This window comes from Tardiphaga sp. 215_C5_N2_1, assembly GCF_052076055.1.
GTDB lineage: Bacteria > Pseudomonadota > Alphaproteobacteria > Rhizobiales > Xanthobacteraceae > Tardiphaga > Tardiphaga robiniae.
In genome coordinates, this window is the sequence record NZ_CP197240.1 from 6215163 (window position 1) to 6233099 (window position 17937).

The 17937-nt window shown below is 55.9% G+C and carries 17 protein-coding genes; 12 read left to right on the plus strand and 5 right to left on the minus strand.

The genetic code is table 11. The annotated features are described in order from the left end of the window. Positions 1-28 precede the first annotated feature (28 nt). The 3 genes from AB7828_RS29465 to AB7828_RS29475 all read left to right on the plus strand — a co-directional run bounded on the left by AB7828_RS29465 (position 29) and on the right by AB7828_RS29475 (position 2850). Complete coding sequence (locus AB7828_RS29465; protein WP_231081176.1) at positions 29-1036, plus strand: NAD(P)H-dependent flavin oxidoreductase; 1008 nt, start codon at positions 29-31, stop codon at positions 1034-1036. A 10-nt stretch (positions 1037-1046) separates the two neighbouring features. After that, positions 1047-1814: an enoyl-CoA hydratase gene (locus AB7828_RS29470; protein ID WP_309946822.1), complete on the plus strand. Its 768-nt coding sequence runs from the start codon at positions 1047-1049 to the stop codon at positions 1812-1814. Between the two features lie 553 nt (positions 1815-2367). Then, a complete protein-coding gene (locus tag AB7828_RS29475) occupies positions 2368-2850 on the plus strand; it encodes a hypothetical protein (protein ID WP_441231905.1) in 483 nt (160 codons plus the stop codon). A gap of 31 nt (positions 2851-2881) precedes the next feature. On the opposite strand, the gene AB7828_RS29480 is transcribed toward AB7828_RS29475, so the two are convergent. After that, on the minus strand, positions 2882-3205 hold the full coding sequence (locus tag AB7828_RS29480) for a DNA cytosine methyltransferase (protein ID WP_441231906.1): 324 nt from the start codon (positions 3203-3205) through the stop codon (positions 2882-2884). A 108-nt stretch (positions 3206-3313) separates the two neighbouring features. On the opposite strand from AB7828_RS29480, the gene AB7828_RS29485 reads away from it, so the two are divergent. Both AB7828_RS29485 and AB7828_RS29490 read left to right on the plus strand, forming a co-directional pair. Then, complete coding sequence (locus tag AB7828_RS29485; protein ID WP_441231907.1) at positions 3314-4075, plus strand: protein kinase domain-containing protein; 762 nt, start codon at positions 3314-3316, stop codon at positions 4073-4075. 251 nt (positions 4076-4326) lie between these two features. Then, positions 4327-4695: a hypothetical protein gene (locus tag AB7828_RS29490; protein ID WP_441231908.1), complete on the plus strand. Its 369-nt coding sequence runs from the start codon at positions 4327-4329 to the stop codon at positions 4693-4695. On the opposite strand, the gene AB7828_RS29495 is transcribed toward AB7828_RS29490, so the two are convergent. Next, the gene (locus AB7828_RS29495; RefSeq protein WP_441231909.1) at positions 4665-5609 is read right to left on the minus strand and encodes a DUF4238 domain-containing protein; all 945 of its coding nucleotides are present in this window, start codon (positions 5607-5609) and stop codon (positions 4665-4667) included. The genes AB7828_RS29490 and AB7828_RS29495 overlap by 31 nt on opposite strands. Here AB7828_RS29495 and AB7828_RS29500 point away from each other — a divergent pair. Further along, entirely contained in the window at positions 5599-6117 is a 519-nt protein-coding gene (locus AB7828_RS29500) for a hypothetical protein (RefSeq protein ID WP_441231910.1), read from the plus strand. The genes AB7828_RS29495 and AB7828_RS29500 overlap by 11 nt on opposite strands. 206 nt (positions 6118-6323) lie before the next feature. On the opposite strand, the gene AB7828_RS29505 is transcribed toward AB7828_RS29500, so the two are convergent. Further along, positions 6324-6668 carry a hypothetical protein gene (locus AB7828_RS29505; protein WP_441231911.1) on the minus strand — a complete coding sequence of 115 codons (345 nt, stop codon included), beginning with the start codon at positions 6666-6668 and terminating at the stop codon, positions 6324-6326. Positions 6669-6723: 55 nt separating this feature from the next. Next, on the minus strand, positions 6724-7794 hold the full coding sequence (locus tag AB7828_RS29510) for a site-specific integrase (protein WP_441231912.1): 1071 nt from the start codon (positions 7792-7794) through the stop codon (positions 6724-6726). 1226 nt (positions 7795-9020) lie between these two features. Between AB7828_RS29510 and AB7828_RS29515 the strand changes: the two genes are divergently transcribed. Genes AB7828_RS29515 through AB7828_RS29525 form a run of 3 tightly spaced genes read left to right on the plus strand, consistent with a single transcriptional unit; the run spans position 9021 to position 13470 of the window. Beyond that, entirely contained in the window at positions 9021-10034 is a 1014-nt protein-coding gene (locus tag AB7828_RS29515; RefSeq protein ID WP_441231913.1) for an AAA family ATPase, read from the plus strand. A 41-nt stretch (positions 10035-10075) separates the two neighbouring features. Further along, positions 10076-12538: a S8 family peptidase gene (locus AB7828_RS29520; RefSeq protein WP_441231914.1), complete on the plus strand. Its 2463-nt coding sequence runs from the start codon at positions 10076-10078 to the stop codon at positions 12536-12538. A gap of 44 nt (positions 12539-12582) precedes the next feature. Further along, positions 12583-13470 (plus strand): hypothetical protein, encoded by an 888-nt coding sequence (locus AB7828_RS29525; RefSeq protein WP_441231915.1) that lies wholly within the window; start codon positions 12583-12585, stop codon positions 13468-13470. Positions 13471-13556: 86 nt separating this feature from the next. Here AB7828_RS29525 and AB7828_RS29530 read toward each other — a convergent pair whose 3' ends face one another. Beyond that, positions 13557-15143 carry a DUF2235 domain-containing protein gene (locus AB7828_RS29530; RefSeq protein ID WP_441231916.1) on the minus strand — a complete coding sequence of 529 codons (1587 nt, stop codon included), beginning with the start codon at positions 15141-15143 and terminating at the stop codon, positions 13557-13559. Between the two features lie 50 nt (positions 15144-15193). On the opposite strand from AB7828_RS29530, the gene AB7828_RS29535 reads away from it, so the two are divergent. The 3 genes from AB7828_RS29535 to AB7828_RS29545 all read left to right on the plus strand — a co-directional run bounded on the left by AB7828_RS29535 (position 15194) and on the right by AB7828_RS29545 (position 17882). Then, positions 15194-15583, plus strand: coding sequence for a hypothetical protein (locus AB7828_RS29535; RefSeq protein WP_441231917.1), 390 nt, complete (start codon positions 15194-15196; stop codon positions 15581-15583). 129 nt (positions 15584-15712) lie between these two features. Next, the gene (locus AB7828_RS29540) at positions 15713-16204 is read left to right on the plus strand and encodes a hypothetical protein (RefSeq protein WP_441231918.1); all 492 of its coding nucleotides are present in this window, start codon (positions 15713-15715) and stop codon (positions 16202-16204) included. 100 nt (positions 16205-16304) lie between these two features. Then, complete coding sequence (locus tag AB7828_RS29545) at positions 16305-17882, plus strand: LA2681 family HEPN domain-containing protein (protein ID WP_441231919.1); 1578 nt, start codon at positions 16305-16307, stop codon at positions 17880-17882. The last annotated feature ends 55 nt before the right edge of the window (positions 17883-17937 follow it).

Below are 17937 nucleotides of genomic sequence, written 5' to 3' on the forward strand. Positions count from 1 at the left end.
ACCTAAACAGCGAGATTCGGAGACGATCATGAGAACCGCGATCACAGACCTGTTCGGGATCGAACATCCCATCATTCAGGGCGGCATGCACTATGTAGGCTTTGCCGAACTCGCCGCGGCCGTCTCGAATGCCGGTGGCCTGGGCATCATCACCGGATTGACGCAGAGAACGCCCGAGAACCTCGCGAAGGAAATCGCGCGCTGTCACGACATGACCGACAAACCGTTCGGCGTGAACCTGACATTTCTTCCGACGTTCGACGCGCCGCCCTATCCAGAATACATCGCCGCCATTAAGGAAGGCGGCATCAAGGCGGTGGAGACCGCAGGTCGAAGCCCTGAGCAATATATGCCAGCCCTGAAAGAGGCGGGGATCAAGGTCATCCACAAGTGCACTTCCGTTCGCCATTCGTTGAAGGCGGAGAAGATCGGTTGCGATGCCGTCAGCGTCGACGGCTTCGAATGCGGCGGCCATCCCGGCGAAGACGACATGCCAAACATGATTCTGCTGCCGCGCGCTGCCGAAGAGCTGAAGATCCCGTTCGTTGCATCGGGAGGGATGGCCGACGCGCGTAGTCTGGTTGCGGTGCTCGCGATGGGCGCTGCGGGCATGAACATGGGCACCCGGTTCGTGGCGACCAAAGAGGCGCCCGTTCATCAGAACGTCAAGGATGCGATTGTGAAGGCGTCAGAACTCGACACCCGTCTGGTGATGCGCTCGCTCAGGAATACCGAGCGCGTTCTCAATAACGCCGGAGTCGAGCGGCTGCTCGCAACCGAACGAGCTAAGGGTGACTCATTGGTCATCGGCGACATCATCAATGAAGTGGCGGGCGTGTATCCGAAAGTCATGGTCGACGGTGACATGGACGCCGGCGCCTGGAGCTGCGGCATGGTTGCGGGCCTCATCAACGACATCCCGACCGTCAAGGAACTGATCGATCGCATCATGGCGGACGCCGAAAGCATCATCCGCCAGCGCTTGACCGGTTTTCTCGACGCCTCTGCCCGCGAACCCCTGCGCGCCGCAAGCTGAGGACGATGGCATGACGGATCATTTGAAGACGGATGTCGTCGATGGCGTGATGACGCTCACGATCTCGCGTCCCGAAAAGAAGAACGCGCTGACTGGCGCGATGTACGACGCGATGTCGGAAGGCCTCGAACGATCCGAAAGGGATCCCGCCGTCAAGGTCGTTCTGTTTCAGGGCGACGGCGACAGCTTCACCTCCGGCAACGACTTGGCGGACTTTGCCGCCCAGTCCACGGCAAACGAAACCACTGACAGTCCCGCGTTTCGCTTTATCGGCAATTTAGCAAAGGCGACCAAGCCGCTCGTCGCGGCCGTCCAGGGAAACGCCGTTGGTGTCGGAACCACGATGCTCCTGCATTGCGATCTGGTCTACTTGGCGGAGAATGCGCGCCTGATCACGCCTTTCGTCAATCTGGCGCTTGTGCCCGAAGCCGCCTCGAGTTGGTTACTCCCTTCGCGGATCGGGCACGTGAGGGCGTATGCCATGTTCGCGTTGGGAGAGCCGATGGATGCAGCAACCGCACTTCAATGCGGACTTGCCAATGCCGTTGTCCCTATCGGCGACGTTCGTGCGAGGGCGGCGACCGCCGCCCTGACTTTGACGCAGCGTCCGACGGGCGCACTTCGCCATACAAAGCTTTTGATGCGAGAGCAGCAGGAAATGGTCGAAAGGATCGCTGAAGAAAGCGCTCTTTTCAAAGAGCGGCTTCAGAGCGCGGAAGCTCGCGAGGCCTTCTCTGCCTTTACAGAGAAGCGAAAGCCCGATTTCACGAAAGTCTAACTTGGCGGCTAGAGAGCTGCGCCGGCCAATCCATGACGATGATCAAGCGCCGAAACGAGTGTGCCCCTGCTGTGCCCCAGCTTTTCCGGGGCACACTTCGAGGGAGTAAGGCCGCTAAATACTTGAATATGCTGGAATAATGGTTGGTTCACAAGGGATCGAACCTTGGACCTCTCCCGTGTGAAGGGAAATCCTATCTCAACAAAATCAAAGCGTTATGCCGAAGGCCGGCGTTTTTCCTCAGTTTTTCCAGCGACGGTTTCGACATTTTTGACAGCGTCCCAACGCACAAGACGGACCTTCTGGTCCGAATAGTAACCCGCGATCCCCCGCTCTCACGAGCCGTGCCGCCACAGGTCCCTGATCAAGGACGACCAGGGCGGTTGGCGTTGTTGCGGATAGGGGGGCCCTCTTGGCGATAGCGCCGGAGGCGGGGCTTCGGTAAGTTCTTAGAAGGTGTGGGCGAGCTGAGATGAACCCAGAGCGGGCATTGTGTCCGGCTTAAACCTCGTCACAATGCTCAAATTAATTCATCATCCAAAGGTAGTTCAAAATGTTGCTTGAATCTTCATACCTTTCAATTCGGAAAGTTTCCACGCTCGCTGTCATTGGGATTTTGCTTCTTGCGACGCCAGCATCTGCCGTTGCTGACTGCGCGCAGCCTGTTCCTGCTCTCGAGCTTCAGAAAAGCGTGCGCTATCAGCTTGTTCTTCAGTTTGTAGACAATCAAGTTGAGATGTACTTCAACTTAAACCGGATCGACTTTCCATTTAACGGTGAGCCAAAGCCCCACAAAGTTTATGAGATAAATGACTTATTGGTTCCTGAGGGGAATGCGAACACGCTTCGCGTAAATGGATACAACGAAGGTTTTGTCGGTACGCCTCACTCTAATCCAGGCAGAATTGTTTATTCAATTATTCGTGGGGGAAAGGAGAATGATGTTGTGCTTAGTGTCGCGTGTGACCATCCAGACAATCAGTCACCTGTGCGGCGCGATATGTTCAAGCATAACTACAATGTGACGTTTAAATAGGAAATCTGGCTCTCGATCTGTGGGGCAGTCGTCATGCCACTGCTTTCTCTTGGTTATCGTTTGCAGGCGTTTCAAACAGGATGCTCTCGGACAGGTTGGCTCGCACCAACACCTCGGCCAGCACCGGGCTTACTGAATTGCCGCACATACGAACCTGTGACGCTTTGGAAAGCGGCTTGCCTTCCTTCGTGCGATCGATGATGTAGGAATCGGGGAAAACCTGTGCACGGTAAAGTTCGCGCGGCGACAGCATGCGCATGCCAATGTCCACGATGGCACGCACAGGAAGTCCCGCCTGAAAGCTCTCAAGGCGGAAGCGCAGCGGCTCTCGTACCGTGAGAGTGCCGACGGCCAAGAAAACACGCGCGAATCCGAAGCCTACCTATTGCGGCAAGAAGGATAGGCGGCAGGAGATGAAGGCATCTAAGGTTAAGTCAGATGATTTCCATGTTGGCCGACGTCAATGACCGCTTTTTCAATCAAGGTATCTGAAGCGGTCTATGTCGAGGATGGCCTGCTGCATCTTGGCGGCAAGCCAATAGACAAATTCGAGATATTGGGAACACTTGGAGATGGCTCGAATGCGAACGGTGTGGTCTTCAATGCGCTTCACCGACATCTCAAACAGCCCCGTGCGGTAAAAGTATGGATGAAGCTACGGAAGGCAGATCGTAGAGACAAGGTTGCGCAAGGAATCGCAGAGGCTAGGAAACTTGCGGCGTCTGACCCCGATTGGGTGGTTGTCATTCATGATATCGAGCAAGTCGGCGGTTTCCTTTACTCATCTATGGAAAAGGTCAACGGACATACGCTGAGTGAGGCGCTTAAGATGAGAAGGTATTCACCGCTGCATTTGGCGGGAGAGTATTGGCGGGCTATTTCGGCGACAACTACTGATACTCTCTATCACGGCGACGCCCATACCGGAAACGTGATGGTCTTTGCGGAGCCAACTCACGCCTTCAAAATGATCAAACTTCTTGACTTCGGAACCTCAATCTTTGCCGGGAGAGAAAATTCTTTGCGAAGGCATGCTCGGGTTGTTCGGGAGACCTTTGGCATGATTGTCGCATCATACCCCAAGGCCGAGACGGCCTTGATGGAGGAAGTTGATGCGCGTGGAGGGCACATGAAGTTTGACCCGGAGCTTTACTTAACGGCTATCCGTAGAATCAACAGCGAACGCTTCCCTGACACGCCTTATTACGGTGACGATGATCTCTGATGCCTCAACACGCTCGTTGAACAGGGGAGCGGCCAGCGTATGATCTGCCTTCAATGGAGGCTGCATGAGTAAAATCGTTTCGGACTTTAGAGCGCTCAAGCTCGGGTGTCGCTTTAATAGGTGGGCTTGCGATGTGTCTGGCAGTCAAACGGGCCATCCTTGCCCGTGCGCTTAATGTTGATCGCAGCGTCCGATCTGCTTCCTCGGAACGAATCTCGGCGTGGCAAGGGTATTCCTGGATGGAGGGTTGGATGCCCACAGTTCGGCTTGAAAGTAACATCGGTAGTCGCACGGTCGGCGTCGCCGGCATTATCAATCGCTTTGCGGGACTGGATTGCGTCGGGGTGTGCATCGAGGAACTGTTCTCCGGGCAATTCTCCGGCGTCAAAGCTCTCCTCCCCATGCTTGGAGCTGCCGTACTCACCTGCGAGCTGGCGGGGCTCCCGTGGTCGGCGATCCATCTCGCTCAACTAAAGATTCATGCGACGGGGAAGGGCAACGCCAAGAAGCCGGACATGCAGGGTGCGGCGCATGCTCGCTGGGGCGTTGATCTAAAGGAAGACGAGGCGGATGCCGCATGGGCCGCTGCCTATGCGCTCGACACTCCGCTGTTCAACTGAGTAAACCTGTCGGGTAGTGCTTCCCAAAAGCGGCTGTCCATATCTGCTTCTGCTGACAGATGCTTACGCACGAAATCAATTTCTGTGTCATTCGTGTTCCAGGCGTATTTCTGCGCTCGCCGAATAATGTGGCGATTGCATATCTTCACCAGCTCACGCCGCGGAATGACATTGGCGAGGTGATTTTCCATCGCTGGTGTATGCGTAGCGACAAAGAACCGTGTAGGGCTGATTGGCAGAAGCATGTGAGAGCTTTCGTATGCAAGGCCGTTGCTCATGATGACTGGCCTATCGGAAGTAAAAAGACGCCGCCCGGTCGCCTCGACGTCGATGGTGCGCCATCGCATACGACCGAGCAGAGTGCCAATCCTCCTGTCGTCAATCTGCGTCATTATGAATTGGAGTGTCTCACGATTGACCGCTTCCGGGATGTAGTCGGAAAACTCTGGATCTTCGGGACCCTTCTGGGCGTCGTATTCCGCCTTATGCCGCTCGAAGTCGGCCCGCCAGAAGTCCTCCAAGAACTTTCGAGCCGAGGCGACGCGCTCAGGAACACGGAAGAGCAGCCCGTTGACGAAACGCGCCCAGGCGCTGCGTGTCTTGTCATTCCACTTGGCATGCGATGACCCCAGCAGAATGTCCAATGCGTCCTTGGCTAGGTTGTCGACCGTGCCCATGAAATTCCGCTCGACCTGCTCGGCCAGATCCTCAGGGATGCCTGGCGACATGAGGCGGTACAGGCCCTGCTGATAACCAGTGCCGCGTGCAGCTGTACCGCGCGGCTCAACGCGACCTCGCCCAGATGGACGACTGAACTCCGTGAATCGTCCGTCTTTCGTCCACTGTTTAAGGTAGAGCACAGGGATATAGTGATGCTTCGGCAGCTTGGCGGACGGATCTGACATGTTCGACATCAATAATTCACGGGATTTCTACCAAAAGCTGCTGGAAGACTTCGATGACTTTATGGGCCATCAGGACTCAGCGCGCCATGGCATGAATTGCGCAATCACAGCGCATCATATGGCAGATTGGGTGTGGGTCGACTTCCTGAAGGCCGATGCTGCGCTGCGGATGAAGTTGGGCATCAAGAATCGACCGGACTTCAAGTCGTGGATCGATGGTCAATCGGTGTGGTACGCCATGGTCCAAGACATCTCGAATGGTAGTAAACACTTCCTGCGCGATCAGAGCGTTAGCACGGCTCGCATCGGCGGGTACGGGCAGGGCGGCTATGGAATGGGACCGTATGGAACGGGCTACTTGACGGTGGACCTTGGCGGAAGCGATCCGACACAGCAGCTGCTTCCGTTTGCTCTCCTGTTGGAAGTCGTCATTCGTTTCTGGCGAGACTTTCTCAACCAGTACGGGCCCTACAAGGGTGACCTCCCGGAGGGTAAAACTCAGCTGTCCATGCCGTAGGCCGACGACGCTGCTCTCAGTGCCTCTGCCGACGTAGTTTCTCTAGGTAATCATCGATAGCTGCGATACAGACCTGAACGTAGGTGAGGGCGTCAGAAAGACGCTTTGCTTCTTTGAACTTATTGGTGATGCCTGGGTATCGGCTCACATCAATACGGACCTCAGTCATCGTCTTGGCCGGTCGTCGGGGAATCGGTCTTTTTTCGTTATGATTTGTTGCCCAGGCCGAAGTGCTTTGTCCTGAACTGTTCTCGGAGGGCGTTGCGGTCCTTGCGTAGCCCGACAGCTATCGCGACGGCGCCATAGGCAAGATTGTGCCAAATGACTCCTTGTCGGCCGGGGCGAATCTCGGTGCCCTCGTTGCCGTAGTGGAGCTGCGTTAGATAGGCACACAGGAAGACCATTACGGAACCGGTGGTGCCTATTCCGAAACTGAACAGCGCGTTACCAACCGCTTCCGTGGCGACCGTGCTCAACATTCGCGGTCGGCTGCCGAAGAACGGCAAGAGAGCGAGCGCGCTGCCGCCGTTCAACAACAACACGGCCTTCATACATTCGGTGCGTATTTGTTACCCTCGCTCCAGTGCCACTGCCGTTCCTCTCCAGTCATGCCGAAGCCTTTGAACCGTTCGCTGTCGGCAGCACTGCCGCCTTCACTGCATCCTCGCTCGGCACCACATGGGCGTAGCGCGATGCGGACTGTTCGCTCTTCCATCGACCCGTGCCGACCAGGCCCTTGATGTCGAGGCCCGCGTAGCGGCGCATCCAGGTGCCGTAGGTGTGGCAGAACGTGTGGAAGTTGACGAAGTCGAGTTCATAGGCCGGCTTCGGCGGCGTCTTGCCTTTCCGAACGCGTTTTGGCTGAGGAAGGCTGCAGGCGATCATGCAGGCCGCTTGAAGCATGTAGCGCAGTGATCCGCCCTGGTGGAATCGGAACACGCGCTGAGTGCCGCGCTCAAGGCCGCGGGGATGATTGGCGAGGCTGGCCACCAGCACCGGCGGCAGGAAGACCGCGCGCGGATCCTCGTTCTTAGTGATGCGGTGGAAAGCGAAGGCCTCGCTGACGCGCAGCTCGTTGCAGGTGAGTCGTAGCGCCTCACTGATGCGGCAGCCAGTGTAGCAGAGATAGTGCAGGAAGATGCCGAACTCGGCGTCGAGCGTCGCCGCGGCATCGAAGATCCGGAACGCCTGTTCTGGCCACAGCCAGCCGGTGACGACCTTGCCGCGCGAGCCCTTCGGCCGGCGGATCTTGAAATCGAAGTCGGGCCCGGCACCTTTCAGGATGGCCGAGATCGGCGTGTAGACCTCGCGATTGCGGGTTGCCGGCGTGTGATCCGGGAAGAGCGCCAGCGCGCAGGTGTCGATTGCGGTCTGGTTGATCTCGCGCAGCGGAGTCGATTTGCCGTCCGGCTTGATGAAGTATTCGATGAGCGGACCTGTCGGCCGCGGATCGCCGCCTGACTTCAGGTATGCGACGACGGCGCTAGCGAATGTCGCTTCGCTTGGCGTGGAAAATTCACCACGCTCGATTTCCCGTTCCCATTTTCTGATGACTTGGAGCGCGACCCGCTTTTCGCGAGCCTTCGTGCTTCGGTCAACATATCGCCCGAAGTGGGTGCCGCGGCCGGCGAAGTACGGGGTTTTGCCCGCGCGGGGCGGGATGAGCTTAATCGGCATCGCTCTTCCTCCCTGCAGGCTGCACGGATCCGAACCAGATCATTATCGTCGAACGTCTTGGATCGGCCAAGGGGCGAATAATAGGGGATTCCGTTCTCATCCACGGGATGATGCCCCAGCCATTCCTGCAGCCAGCGGCGGCTCTTCAAAAGAGCCTTGGCCGCTCCCTCCATGGAATAGATTGATGCGGTCATGGGCGATCCTCCGCCATGCGATCTTGTGTCAACTCGGATCGTCATGCCGGTTTTTCCGCTTCTTAGCGTCAGCTGCCCCTTTCGCTTTTTGGCTGTGTCGCTGCTCGAACTCCTCGAGGGCTATCCGGTGGTTAATCGGGCGGGTTAGACGTAGGGCCGCATCTTCGAACTGAGCACTAACCGTCGGGTCTGGTGCTTCAGGTGCGGTGAAAGCCAACGGATAAATCGGTGCCCCTTCGTTCTTTGCTGCCATATTCCGATGCCTCTAGTTCCCATGCCTCTAGCCAAATCGGATTTGCGATATGGAAACCGACGCGTGCGAGGCGGGAAAGGGCGATCCAATGTGCGTGGGGGATTTGGATAGCTATGGCGTAGAAATCGGACGGGGATGCAAATACGATGAGACAATCGCCGCAATCGCGATCGGGGCTCCGAACGTCCAGACTACGAATCTAGAGGGCAGAGACTCGAATCCTTTCGGGCGCGCCAATAAAATCAAGCACTTGCGGAAAAACGCCGTTTGAGACGGCGAAATTAAAACGGCTTTCAAACGGTTTTCGCTCGTGAAAAGTCTCGGATAGGCCGGCGCCTGATCGCGTATCTACCCTCATCGATGATCAGCATTAGATGGTAGGCAAGTTCATCATCGCTTCGATCGGGAGTATCGAATAGCTGGCTTGCGAAGAGACGCTGGGCGATCGTACATTCAAGTGCTCATCACTTTCCAGTGCAGTTATCGATGTGGTTCGGCCGAAGCCAAAGTCGGTGGTGCGGAAGAAGCCCGCACCGTGTCAAGAGAACGGTACTGAACTCTACGAGCAGGCCCAGTAAGCTTGCTTCTTAGAGGCGGAGGGGCCCTTCTCTTCTTACGAATCGTTCTTTGGCCTGCTTGGCAGGCACGTATTACGAGGATAGACCTGCAGATGCCGTATCGGTTCGAATTCGGTCGTCTGGCACCACCTATACATTGCAAATAAACGCTACCGCACACTTTCGGTTGCCAGAATCTCGTCTCTACGGTTAGACTCCTGCGTGTCCAATAAAGCTCGCCTCATGCCCAGCGCCGACCAACTCAAAGCGCTCCTCAAGGCTTACGCCTTGGGCGATGACGCGCAATTTCATTCGATCGCAATGCAAATCGCGGCGGGCGAGGCGCGCATTGGCCATGGTAAGCTTGCCGAAGAACTGCGCGAACTGATCGATAAGTCCCGTGTGCGTGTGCCGAGCGTCGGCCCATCGCCGATTCCAATGGCCCGTCCCCGCGGGGAAATTGCCGATCTATTGACGGTCACCTATCCGCATATTCACTTGCAGGATTTGGTGCTGAATTCCAAAACGCGGAAAATCCTGGACCGCGTTATTCGGGAACACAAAACGATCCGCGACATTCGCGCTCACGGACTGTCTCCCCGTAAAAAGCTGCTGTTGGTTGGGCCGCCCGGTACAGGCAAAACCATGACCGCGTCTGCTATTGCGGGTGAGCTATCACTGCCCTTATTCGTCGTCCGGCTGGACCGCCTCATTACGCGTTTCATGGGAGAGACTGCGACCAAGCTGCGGCTGATATTCGATGCGATCGCGCAAACACGCGCCGTATATCTGTTCGACGAGTTCGACAGCATTGGGTCAGAACGCGGGCTCGGCAATGATGTCGGGGAGATCCGGCGTATCGTTAACAGCTTCCTGCAGATGGTTGAGCAGGATACCTCCGACAGTTTGATTATCGCCGCAACAAATCACCCGGCCATTCTTGACCGTGCTCTCTTCCGTCGTTTTGACGATATCGTTCAATATTCATTGCCGTCGACCAGCGAAATTCAGACCACTCTGAAATTTAAACTTTCTGGTGCTAAGACTTCTACCAAAATGAATTGGGTCAGGCTTTCAGCCTTGGCGAAAGGTCTCAGCTACGCTGATGTGACCCGCGCCACGGGCGATGCATTGAAGCACGCTCTGATTGAAGGTCGCGCGCTTACTTCCGCGGATTTGCTTTCCTCCATAGCAGAGCGAAAAGCCGCTCTTCTGCACGGAAGCTCCAAGAGATAAATTCAAATCATTAAAGGCTGTCGATGCCACGATACCCGCATTTGTTTCTAGTAAACGTTGCAGACACTGCGCGATACACCGCGAACCGCGGGTTTTCCAAGGAATTCAATAACCCCGACCGAGTGCGAGCCACGCATGCCGCTCATGTGATTGGGGCATTACAAACGGCGCAGGGCCTGCGTGAACAGTTTCCGGTTAAGGTAGGCAACGGATTCTATGAATCGCCAGGGCTAACGCTGTCCTTCGAGAGTGATCCGAATTTCCCGTTGGCGTTCGAAAGCCTGGATTTGCAAGGAAGCAAGATCCAGCTTCTGTCGGTCATTACTGACGAAGATAACCGCACTATCGCGACCGTTCACGTGCCAGACGATAAGGTGCAAATCCTGTTGCGGAGGCTCGAAACGTACCGCGACGCAAATCCGGACGCGAGGCGCGTTCGCGACCACCGCAAGCTTGTGGAGAGCATAGCCAACATCAAGCTCGCGACGCTGAGAGAATATTGGACCGATGATCGCGATTTATATCCTGCCGCCAACACCGTCATTACCTGGGAAGTTTGGCTGCGCCGCCCAGTGGCCGGCGAGGCTTCATCCATAGAGCGTGTCCGCAATGGCGCCGAGGACTTTGGATATGAGGTGATCTCAAACGACCTGACTTTTGTTGATCGTACCGTCGTGCTTACCCGAGGTACTCGTGAGCAGTTGTCACGGAGCGCAGAGGTCCTTGGCGTTATTGCTGAAGTACGCAAAGCCAAGGTGACGGCTGACTTTTATTCCACCCAGGCTGCTGCGGCCCAGCACGAGCTGGCAGACGGCTTGGTCGCGCGTTTAGGTCAATTGGCCGCAAATTCCCCCGTCGTCGGGTTGTTGGATACGGGCGTCAATCATGGCCACCCGTTGTTGTCGCCCATTATGTCAGATGATGACGTTCAGGAGCTGAAGCCCGGGTGGGGTGGGCACGACACCTATCTTCATGGTCACGGCACGCAGATGGCCGGTTTGGCGATCTACGGCGATTTAACCGATGTGCTTGATGGCGAAGGACCGATTGAGCTCACACATGGTGTTCAGTCGTTGAAGCTCATTCATCTTCCGGATCCTCATAGACCAGATCTATATGGCACGGTGACGATCGAAGGCATTTCGCGGTTGGAAGTTGAAGGCTTGCGCCGCAAGGTTTATTGCTTGGCGATTACAGCAGATGCGCGCGACAGAGGGCGGCCGTCCTCCTGGTCCGCCGCGATAGATAATCTAGCCTTTGGCTCTATCAATGAAACGCCCCGTCTCATCGTGATTGCGGCTGGAAATACCGGGCCCGGGGATCGCGTACTTTATCCGGCCTACAACGAAACGGCTTCGATTCAAGATCCGGCCCAGGCCTGGAACGCACTTACGGTCGGCGGGTACACCGAGCGCGCCTTCATCGACGATGAGGCTAATCCTGGTTGGGCAGCTTTGGCGAACCGTGGCGACCTTGCCCCATCGAGTACCACATCGATGACGTGGCCGCGCTCGATGAAAACCCCTTTTAAGCCCGACATCGTCATGGAGGCGGGGAATATGGGCTCGCCACCCGGTGGGGGTGAGCCGGATTATTTGCCTGAGCTTCAAGTCCTCACCACCAATAACGAATTCGCCGTGGGCGTTGCGCCCTTTGTTGAATTTCATGACACGAGCGCCGCATGCGCTTTGGCCGCGAATCTGGCCACTAAATTGGTTGCTCGCTACACCGACTATTCTCCCGAAACCGTGCGCGGCTTCATGGTGCACAGCGCGAGATGGACTGAAGCCATGCTTGCGCGCGCCACCGACGAAAACGGTGCGCTCGACACAGGACGGCTGCTTCGCACGTTCGGTTACGGGGTGCCGATGCCAGAACTCCTGTTCTACAGTGCGCAGAATAATCTAACACTTGTTGCGGAAGACACCATTCAGCCGTTCTTCCGGCCGCAAGGAGGTGACGTCAAGTCCTATGATATCAAGTACCATGAGCTGCCATGGCCGCGAGATGCGTTGCTCGCCTTGCCGTTCGACACGCCAATCGAAATGCGGGTCACGTTGTCATATTTTGTAGAGCCGAGCCCGGGCGAGCGTGGTTGGGATCGCAAATACGGCTATCCGTCGCATGGCTTGCGCTTCAAGGTCATCCGGCCCACGGAAAGCTTGGCAGAGTTCAAACTGCGCATCAACGCCCACGACCGAGACGAAGATTACGACGAGGACCACGCCAACGAGGCGGGCACTTGGGATCTCGGCACGACCGGACCTACGAACGGCTCTATCCATTCAAACGTGTGGAGAGGTTCGGCTGCGGAACTTGCCAACCGCAGCTATGTCGCGGTTCATCCAACGATCGGTTGGTGGCGCACACGTCCTGCAGAAAACAGATTTGAACGCTCGGTGCGATATACCCTGATAGTCTCTATCTCCACACCGGACACCGAAGTGGACATCTATACGCCGGTTGCTGTGCAGATAGGCATTGAAGTTCCGATTGAACTGTAGCCAGCTTTCCCACAGTGGGTGGGACGATAGGCCTGCGAATTCGCATGCGGCATAACGAAAATCCACGCGGGAGTCGCTTACGGGCGCTCGAGCGAAACATTTTGAAGTACCGCGCTTTGGAAATGGTGCTCGCGCTCTTTTATACGGAAGATCTGCGTGAGACTGTGATTGGTTGTATCCAGGCATCGGATGAATTCAAGTTGGCCGCTGATGGTAAGACACCGCCTGAACCCCGTATTCCTCCAGGCACCAATAGGGCTTTGCAAAAAGCTCTCAACATTTTTATTGCTGATGGAATTTTAAGCGCGGATGAGAAACGAGAAATTGAGCGGTTAATCGATTTTCGTAATGATATTGCGCATCGGCTGCATGAATTGACAGTCGACCTGAACCCAACGCAATACGCAAAAAGCTTCACTCAATTCTTGCGCAAGGAAAAGCCTGGGTACGATTATCAGGCAATAGAACGTCTTCGGGGCCTGCGCAGAATGATTAGCGAGCGCGCCACGTCCAGATACGTCTGGCGGCTATCGATGGCGCCGCTCTTGTTTGAGCCTGCAGAGAAAGCACTGATACTAGAACTGAAGCGCTTGCGGCATAGAGTTGAACGGCAGCTGTTGGAGCGAAAACTATCGAACGCAAAGCTCAAGGAAGAACTGCGTCTTGATGGATCAGGTCTGACTGATGAGAGACATCCCTATCACCCACTCAATCGCTATGAGTCGGGCAATCTCACTGCGCGCGGTGTTGAAATTTGCTACCGACTGTTCGATTCTGGCAAATCGCCCCTTGCTGTAGCGTATCTGATGCGCGTTTCGTTGAAAGCAGCGACAAGGCGGCAGAAGATGTGGGTAGCGGTCGGTGGGTCTGGCCGGGAAAAGCGCGATCTTCGCTCAATGAAGATGCGTAAATTCTATCGGACATATGACTAGTTCGATCGGCTTCGTCGGGCTACGGAAGACTCCCTAGTCTGAAGGTCGGGCTGATGGCCCCCAGCGTGCCACGCATTTGCGAGCACTTACGGAGGTAATTGCGCCTGCAGCGTAGGTTCCTCGCTTTTGCCGGGTGGCGGTGCATCTGCTGGAGGAGGATCAGGATAAAACTGTTTGAAGTCATCGTGCTTACGAAGCGCTTCCGGACGATAGTCCCCGACTTTTTGGCTAGCGCAGTCAACAACTGTTTCGCGCGCAAATCGCTCCTTCACTGAAAGATGGATATTCGCTTTCGTCGGAATTGATCGCTTGATGATCTCGTAGTTGGCGTTAGCCAGCAACCATCGAAGCATGTATGGCAGACGTTCCCTGAATGCATCTATTGTATCACGCATGCCTGAAATCTCGCTATGCTGCATGCTCGTCGCGTCGGGGTAGAGATGCAAAGGCGTGCCGATGGCGCCACCGCCCGCCACTGCTTCGCCGTTGACCGTTACCGGTCCGAATTTGACTGGCTGATCCAGCTTAAGCATCTCCTCGAGCATCCACTGCAGCGAGATATCGGAGAGCCGTGACTCTGTCTCCGGATAACTGCCGCCGATGTCAGAATGGTTACCTGCAAACCACCATTGCGACAGTTGAGTACTGTCCGCCTGGCCCCATGTGACGCGGTCAAAATCCTTGCGCCTTTCGTCAATCGCGTTGGCCGATCGGGCGGTGCCGACATACTTCGACAAGAGACGGTCAAAGTTACCTGACTTCCATTCGGCCTGATGCGAACGGCTTTCGCCCTTGGTGGGGAAATCGTGGATGGTCTTCGTATATTGCGCGTGCTGCCTGTAGAGAAACCAAAGAACCGCCAGCGCGACCAGCACGGCACTCATCGCGAGCTCCGACCACCAGAAGCCGAGGCCGAAATAGTACTTCGCGGCTAATGACGGCAAGATGGCGATTGCGGCGGATGCGACGCTTGCAACTCCGGTGAAAAGAACCGTAAGGCCCGCCTGGATCAGAAACCGGCGCATGCCGCTCGCGCCGAGTGCGGCCACCGTGTCAAAGACGCCAACAAAGTATGCCGCTGCATTTGACCTATCCTTGTCAGGACTCTCGCCGACAAAATTTGAGCCGTATTTTGCGCGAAATCTTCGGGCCTGTTCATCACGCTCGGTCTCGTATTCGCCGCGAGCATGGCCCGCGCCATGCTCATAGACGGTTTCGACCGCTTCTCTGGCGATATCATGAATCTGCTTGCGGTAGCGCAGCAAGGGGTCGCTCTCTGCTTTTGTCGGAATGCCGCAGAGCATGATGGTGTTCGCAAGACAGCGGACGGTGTACGCGCCACGGCTGAAACCGATAAGGTAGATCCGATCGCCTTCTTCGTAATGATTAATGATGAACTCGTAGCAGTCAGCCATGTTTCTGGTGATGCCGCGCCCGGTCACCGACTGCAGCAGCTTATCGATCCTGCGCATGATGCTGGTCAGTCCGCTTGCACCGCTGTCTGTTCCTAGACCGGGATCGTAGAAGCAGACCTGATCGGTAGGCTTGATCTCGTTTTCCGGATGCACGCGTGATGCTCGGTACATCTTGTAGACGTTGCTGATGCGCTGTTCGACGTGCACCCCGCCGTCCTGGCCGGTACCGTCTGAATAGACGACAATGTTCTTCGGCATGGCTACACTCCCCGTCGCTTGCAGCCTATTCACAACCTCAAGCGCAGCCAATGCCGTTTCAGGTCTGGTTGCTAGTTACACACGTTCATGCGTTCGATACGCGCGTGTGCTGCCAATTTAGTGCTTGGCAGACGGTGGGAGAAACAGAGCCCGAAATAATGGACTTCTGGCGGTGGTGCCGGGAACGGCATGCCTTTGTTGAGAGCGATACCGCAGACCTGATTGCCCGCTATGGTGAGGAAGCATACGATGTGGCGCGCACCCGCGCCGTCGACGAGATTCGCAAGACGACCGTCGATCCCAACCGGCCAGCCCGGCATTGGGAACGAGTGCACGCCGAGATCAGAACCCGAACCAACGGGGGCGACTGCGTGGACGCGGCAACACGCTATCTCGAATCCCAAGCGACGCGTATCATGTCGAAACTGGCCCCGTTCTGATGGAGAGGGTAAGAGTGATAGCCACTTGCGCCGCCTCAACAGCGAACCTGACGCCAAGCCCGTTCGCGATGCCGTCCGGCTAACCGACCGCGGATGCGGGTATCTGCAAACAGTCTGCTAGGGGAATACATGGCTGATACCGGTGAGCATCAAAAAACGATTGACGCCTTTCTGGCCGAGCTGATCACGGCGATAGCGTCGCACAATACCAAACGTTGGTGGGACGCATGGCTTTACCAAGTCCTAGTCATTGGAGCCGCCGTAGCGGGTTTTGCGTCGCTCACCCTCGGAATGATGGCGAATGGAGGAAACGATTATGGAAAGTGGGCTGGTATCATTGGAGCGCTCACCAGTGTGGCAACGATTCTCTCGCAGCAGCTTCATTGCGTGAAGGCGGTTAACTGGCACGAAAGAATGCGGGTCGAGCTAGACGGCATTCGCCTCCAGCTGATTTATGAGCATCAGTCAATTCCCAGCGCAGCCGAACTTGCTGATCTTTCAAAGCAGCTTAGGAACGTAAAACTAAAAATGGCGGCGGAGTGGGAGAGGGCGACAAGCGGGCCCGGACCAAAGCTGGGTGGCATCTCTCTCCGTGGGAAAAACCACTCCAAGGAAGTTTAAACTGCTGAATCCGCCACCTCCTGCACGAAAACAAAGACGTGCTAACTTAAAATGGAGCTAAATGGATGCAGGCGACGCGAGCTCTCTTCGGATCACCTCCATGACGCGAACGACAGATAGTCGACTTGCTCTCCTTGAGCAGCTCCTAGCGCTTACCGACCTCGCTAGCTTTCCGGATGCAAAAGCGCTGGAAGTAGTCGCGCACGTGATTGACGCTTCGGCCGACTTTGAACGGGGCGACGGAATCGATAAGGCGCTTGGATGGTGCGATGAACTTGAAAAACGGCGGTTGAGTCCGGCCGACCTTGCATTGCTATATTACTTCCGGGCCAATGCGTGGCACGCCCGCCAACAGGCGAAGCACACGGATTCAAACGTCGCGTGGAAATGGAACCAACCTGAAGTCCTGCAGCAGATATCGGCGCTGCGGTTGGCTGTGCGTGGGAAGGGTTTTGATGATCTTGATGCCGTGAGGCGCTCGCAGATTTTCACAAATCTCGCAAATCAACTCAACTCCTTGGGCCGCTTTGTCGATGCCGTACCGCTTTGGACCAGTGCTCTTTCCGTTAATCCGAAATTCGGCATGGCGCTGGGAAACAGGGGAATGGGTCTATCGGAATACGGAGGCAGCTTGTACGATCACGGTCACCAAGCAGCGTTCCTGTTTTTCGCGCATCGCGATCTCAGCGCCGCATTATCCGAAACTGCAGACTTCGCAGGCTACGATCACGGCGACGCCAAAGCAGCCTTTGCGAACAGGCGAGCGCAGATCGAAAAGCGCATCGACGTTGAAGCGGTTGGCAAGTCGCTGCACCTCGATGACCACAGTCTGGGAGACACAGTAGAAGAGCAAGAATATCGCCGCCGGATGCTGCACGAAGGATTGTTTCTCAATCCGCTCAATGACGTTGGCTTTCACACCATCGCGGCGCAAGACATTTTCGTCTTGCCGATGTTCACCACCAGCCTTGATGAACCGCCAACGCTCATCGGTCTATTTAACCAAATGAAGCAGGAATTTACTTCGGCTCGTTGGCTTCTGTACGAAGGGATGGCTGCGGACTCTCCGCATTTTGCAGATCGCGATGTGCTCCTCTACAATACCCTCGACTATCCCTCTTATTCGATAGCTGTCGAGAAGATAAAGGCGGCCTTCCGGATGGGCTACGCGCTGTTCGATAAGATCGCGTTTTTCGTAAACGACTATTGGAAATTCGGTGTGAATCCAAGGAGCGTTTATTTTAAAACGATCTGGTATGAAAACCAGAATGCGCGAGTAGGGGCCGTGCACAGCGAATTCGCAAACTCGCATAACTGGCCCTTACGAGGTTTGTTTTGGCTGTCCAAGGATATTTTTGATCCGGACTTGCAAGAGACTGCGGAACCCGATGCGCAAGAGCTTTACACTATACGTAATTGCCTTGAGCACACCTATCTGAAGGTCCACGACATGTTGGTGCCAAGGCAGGGGCCTGACATTTTTAACGATCGCCTTGCATACTCCATTCAACGGGAGGATCTTTATCGCAAGACATACCGGGTGCTGCGGCTAGCACGCGCAGGAATGATTTATCTTTCGTTGGCGATGCACCACGAAGAACGGAGCCGGCCGACGCCGGAGAATGGGATAGTCTCTCCCATGTATCTCGATCGCTGGCGAGACGAATGGAAGCGATGACGACTTCACCAATGCGATTTGCGCACTCCTGACGTATTTCATGGGCGATCTAGGT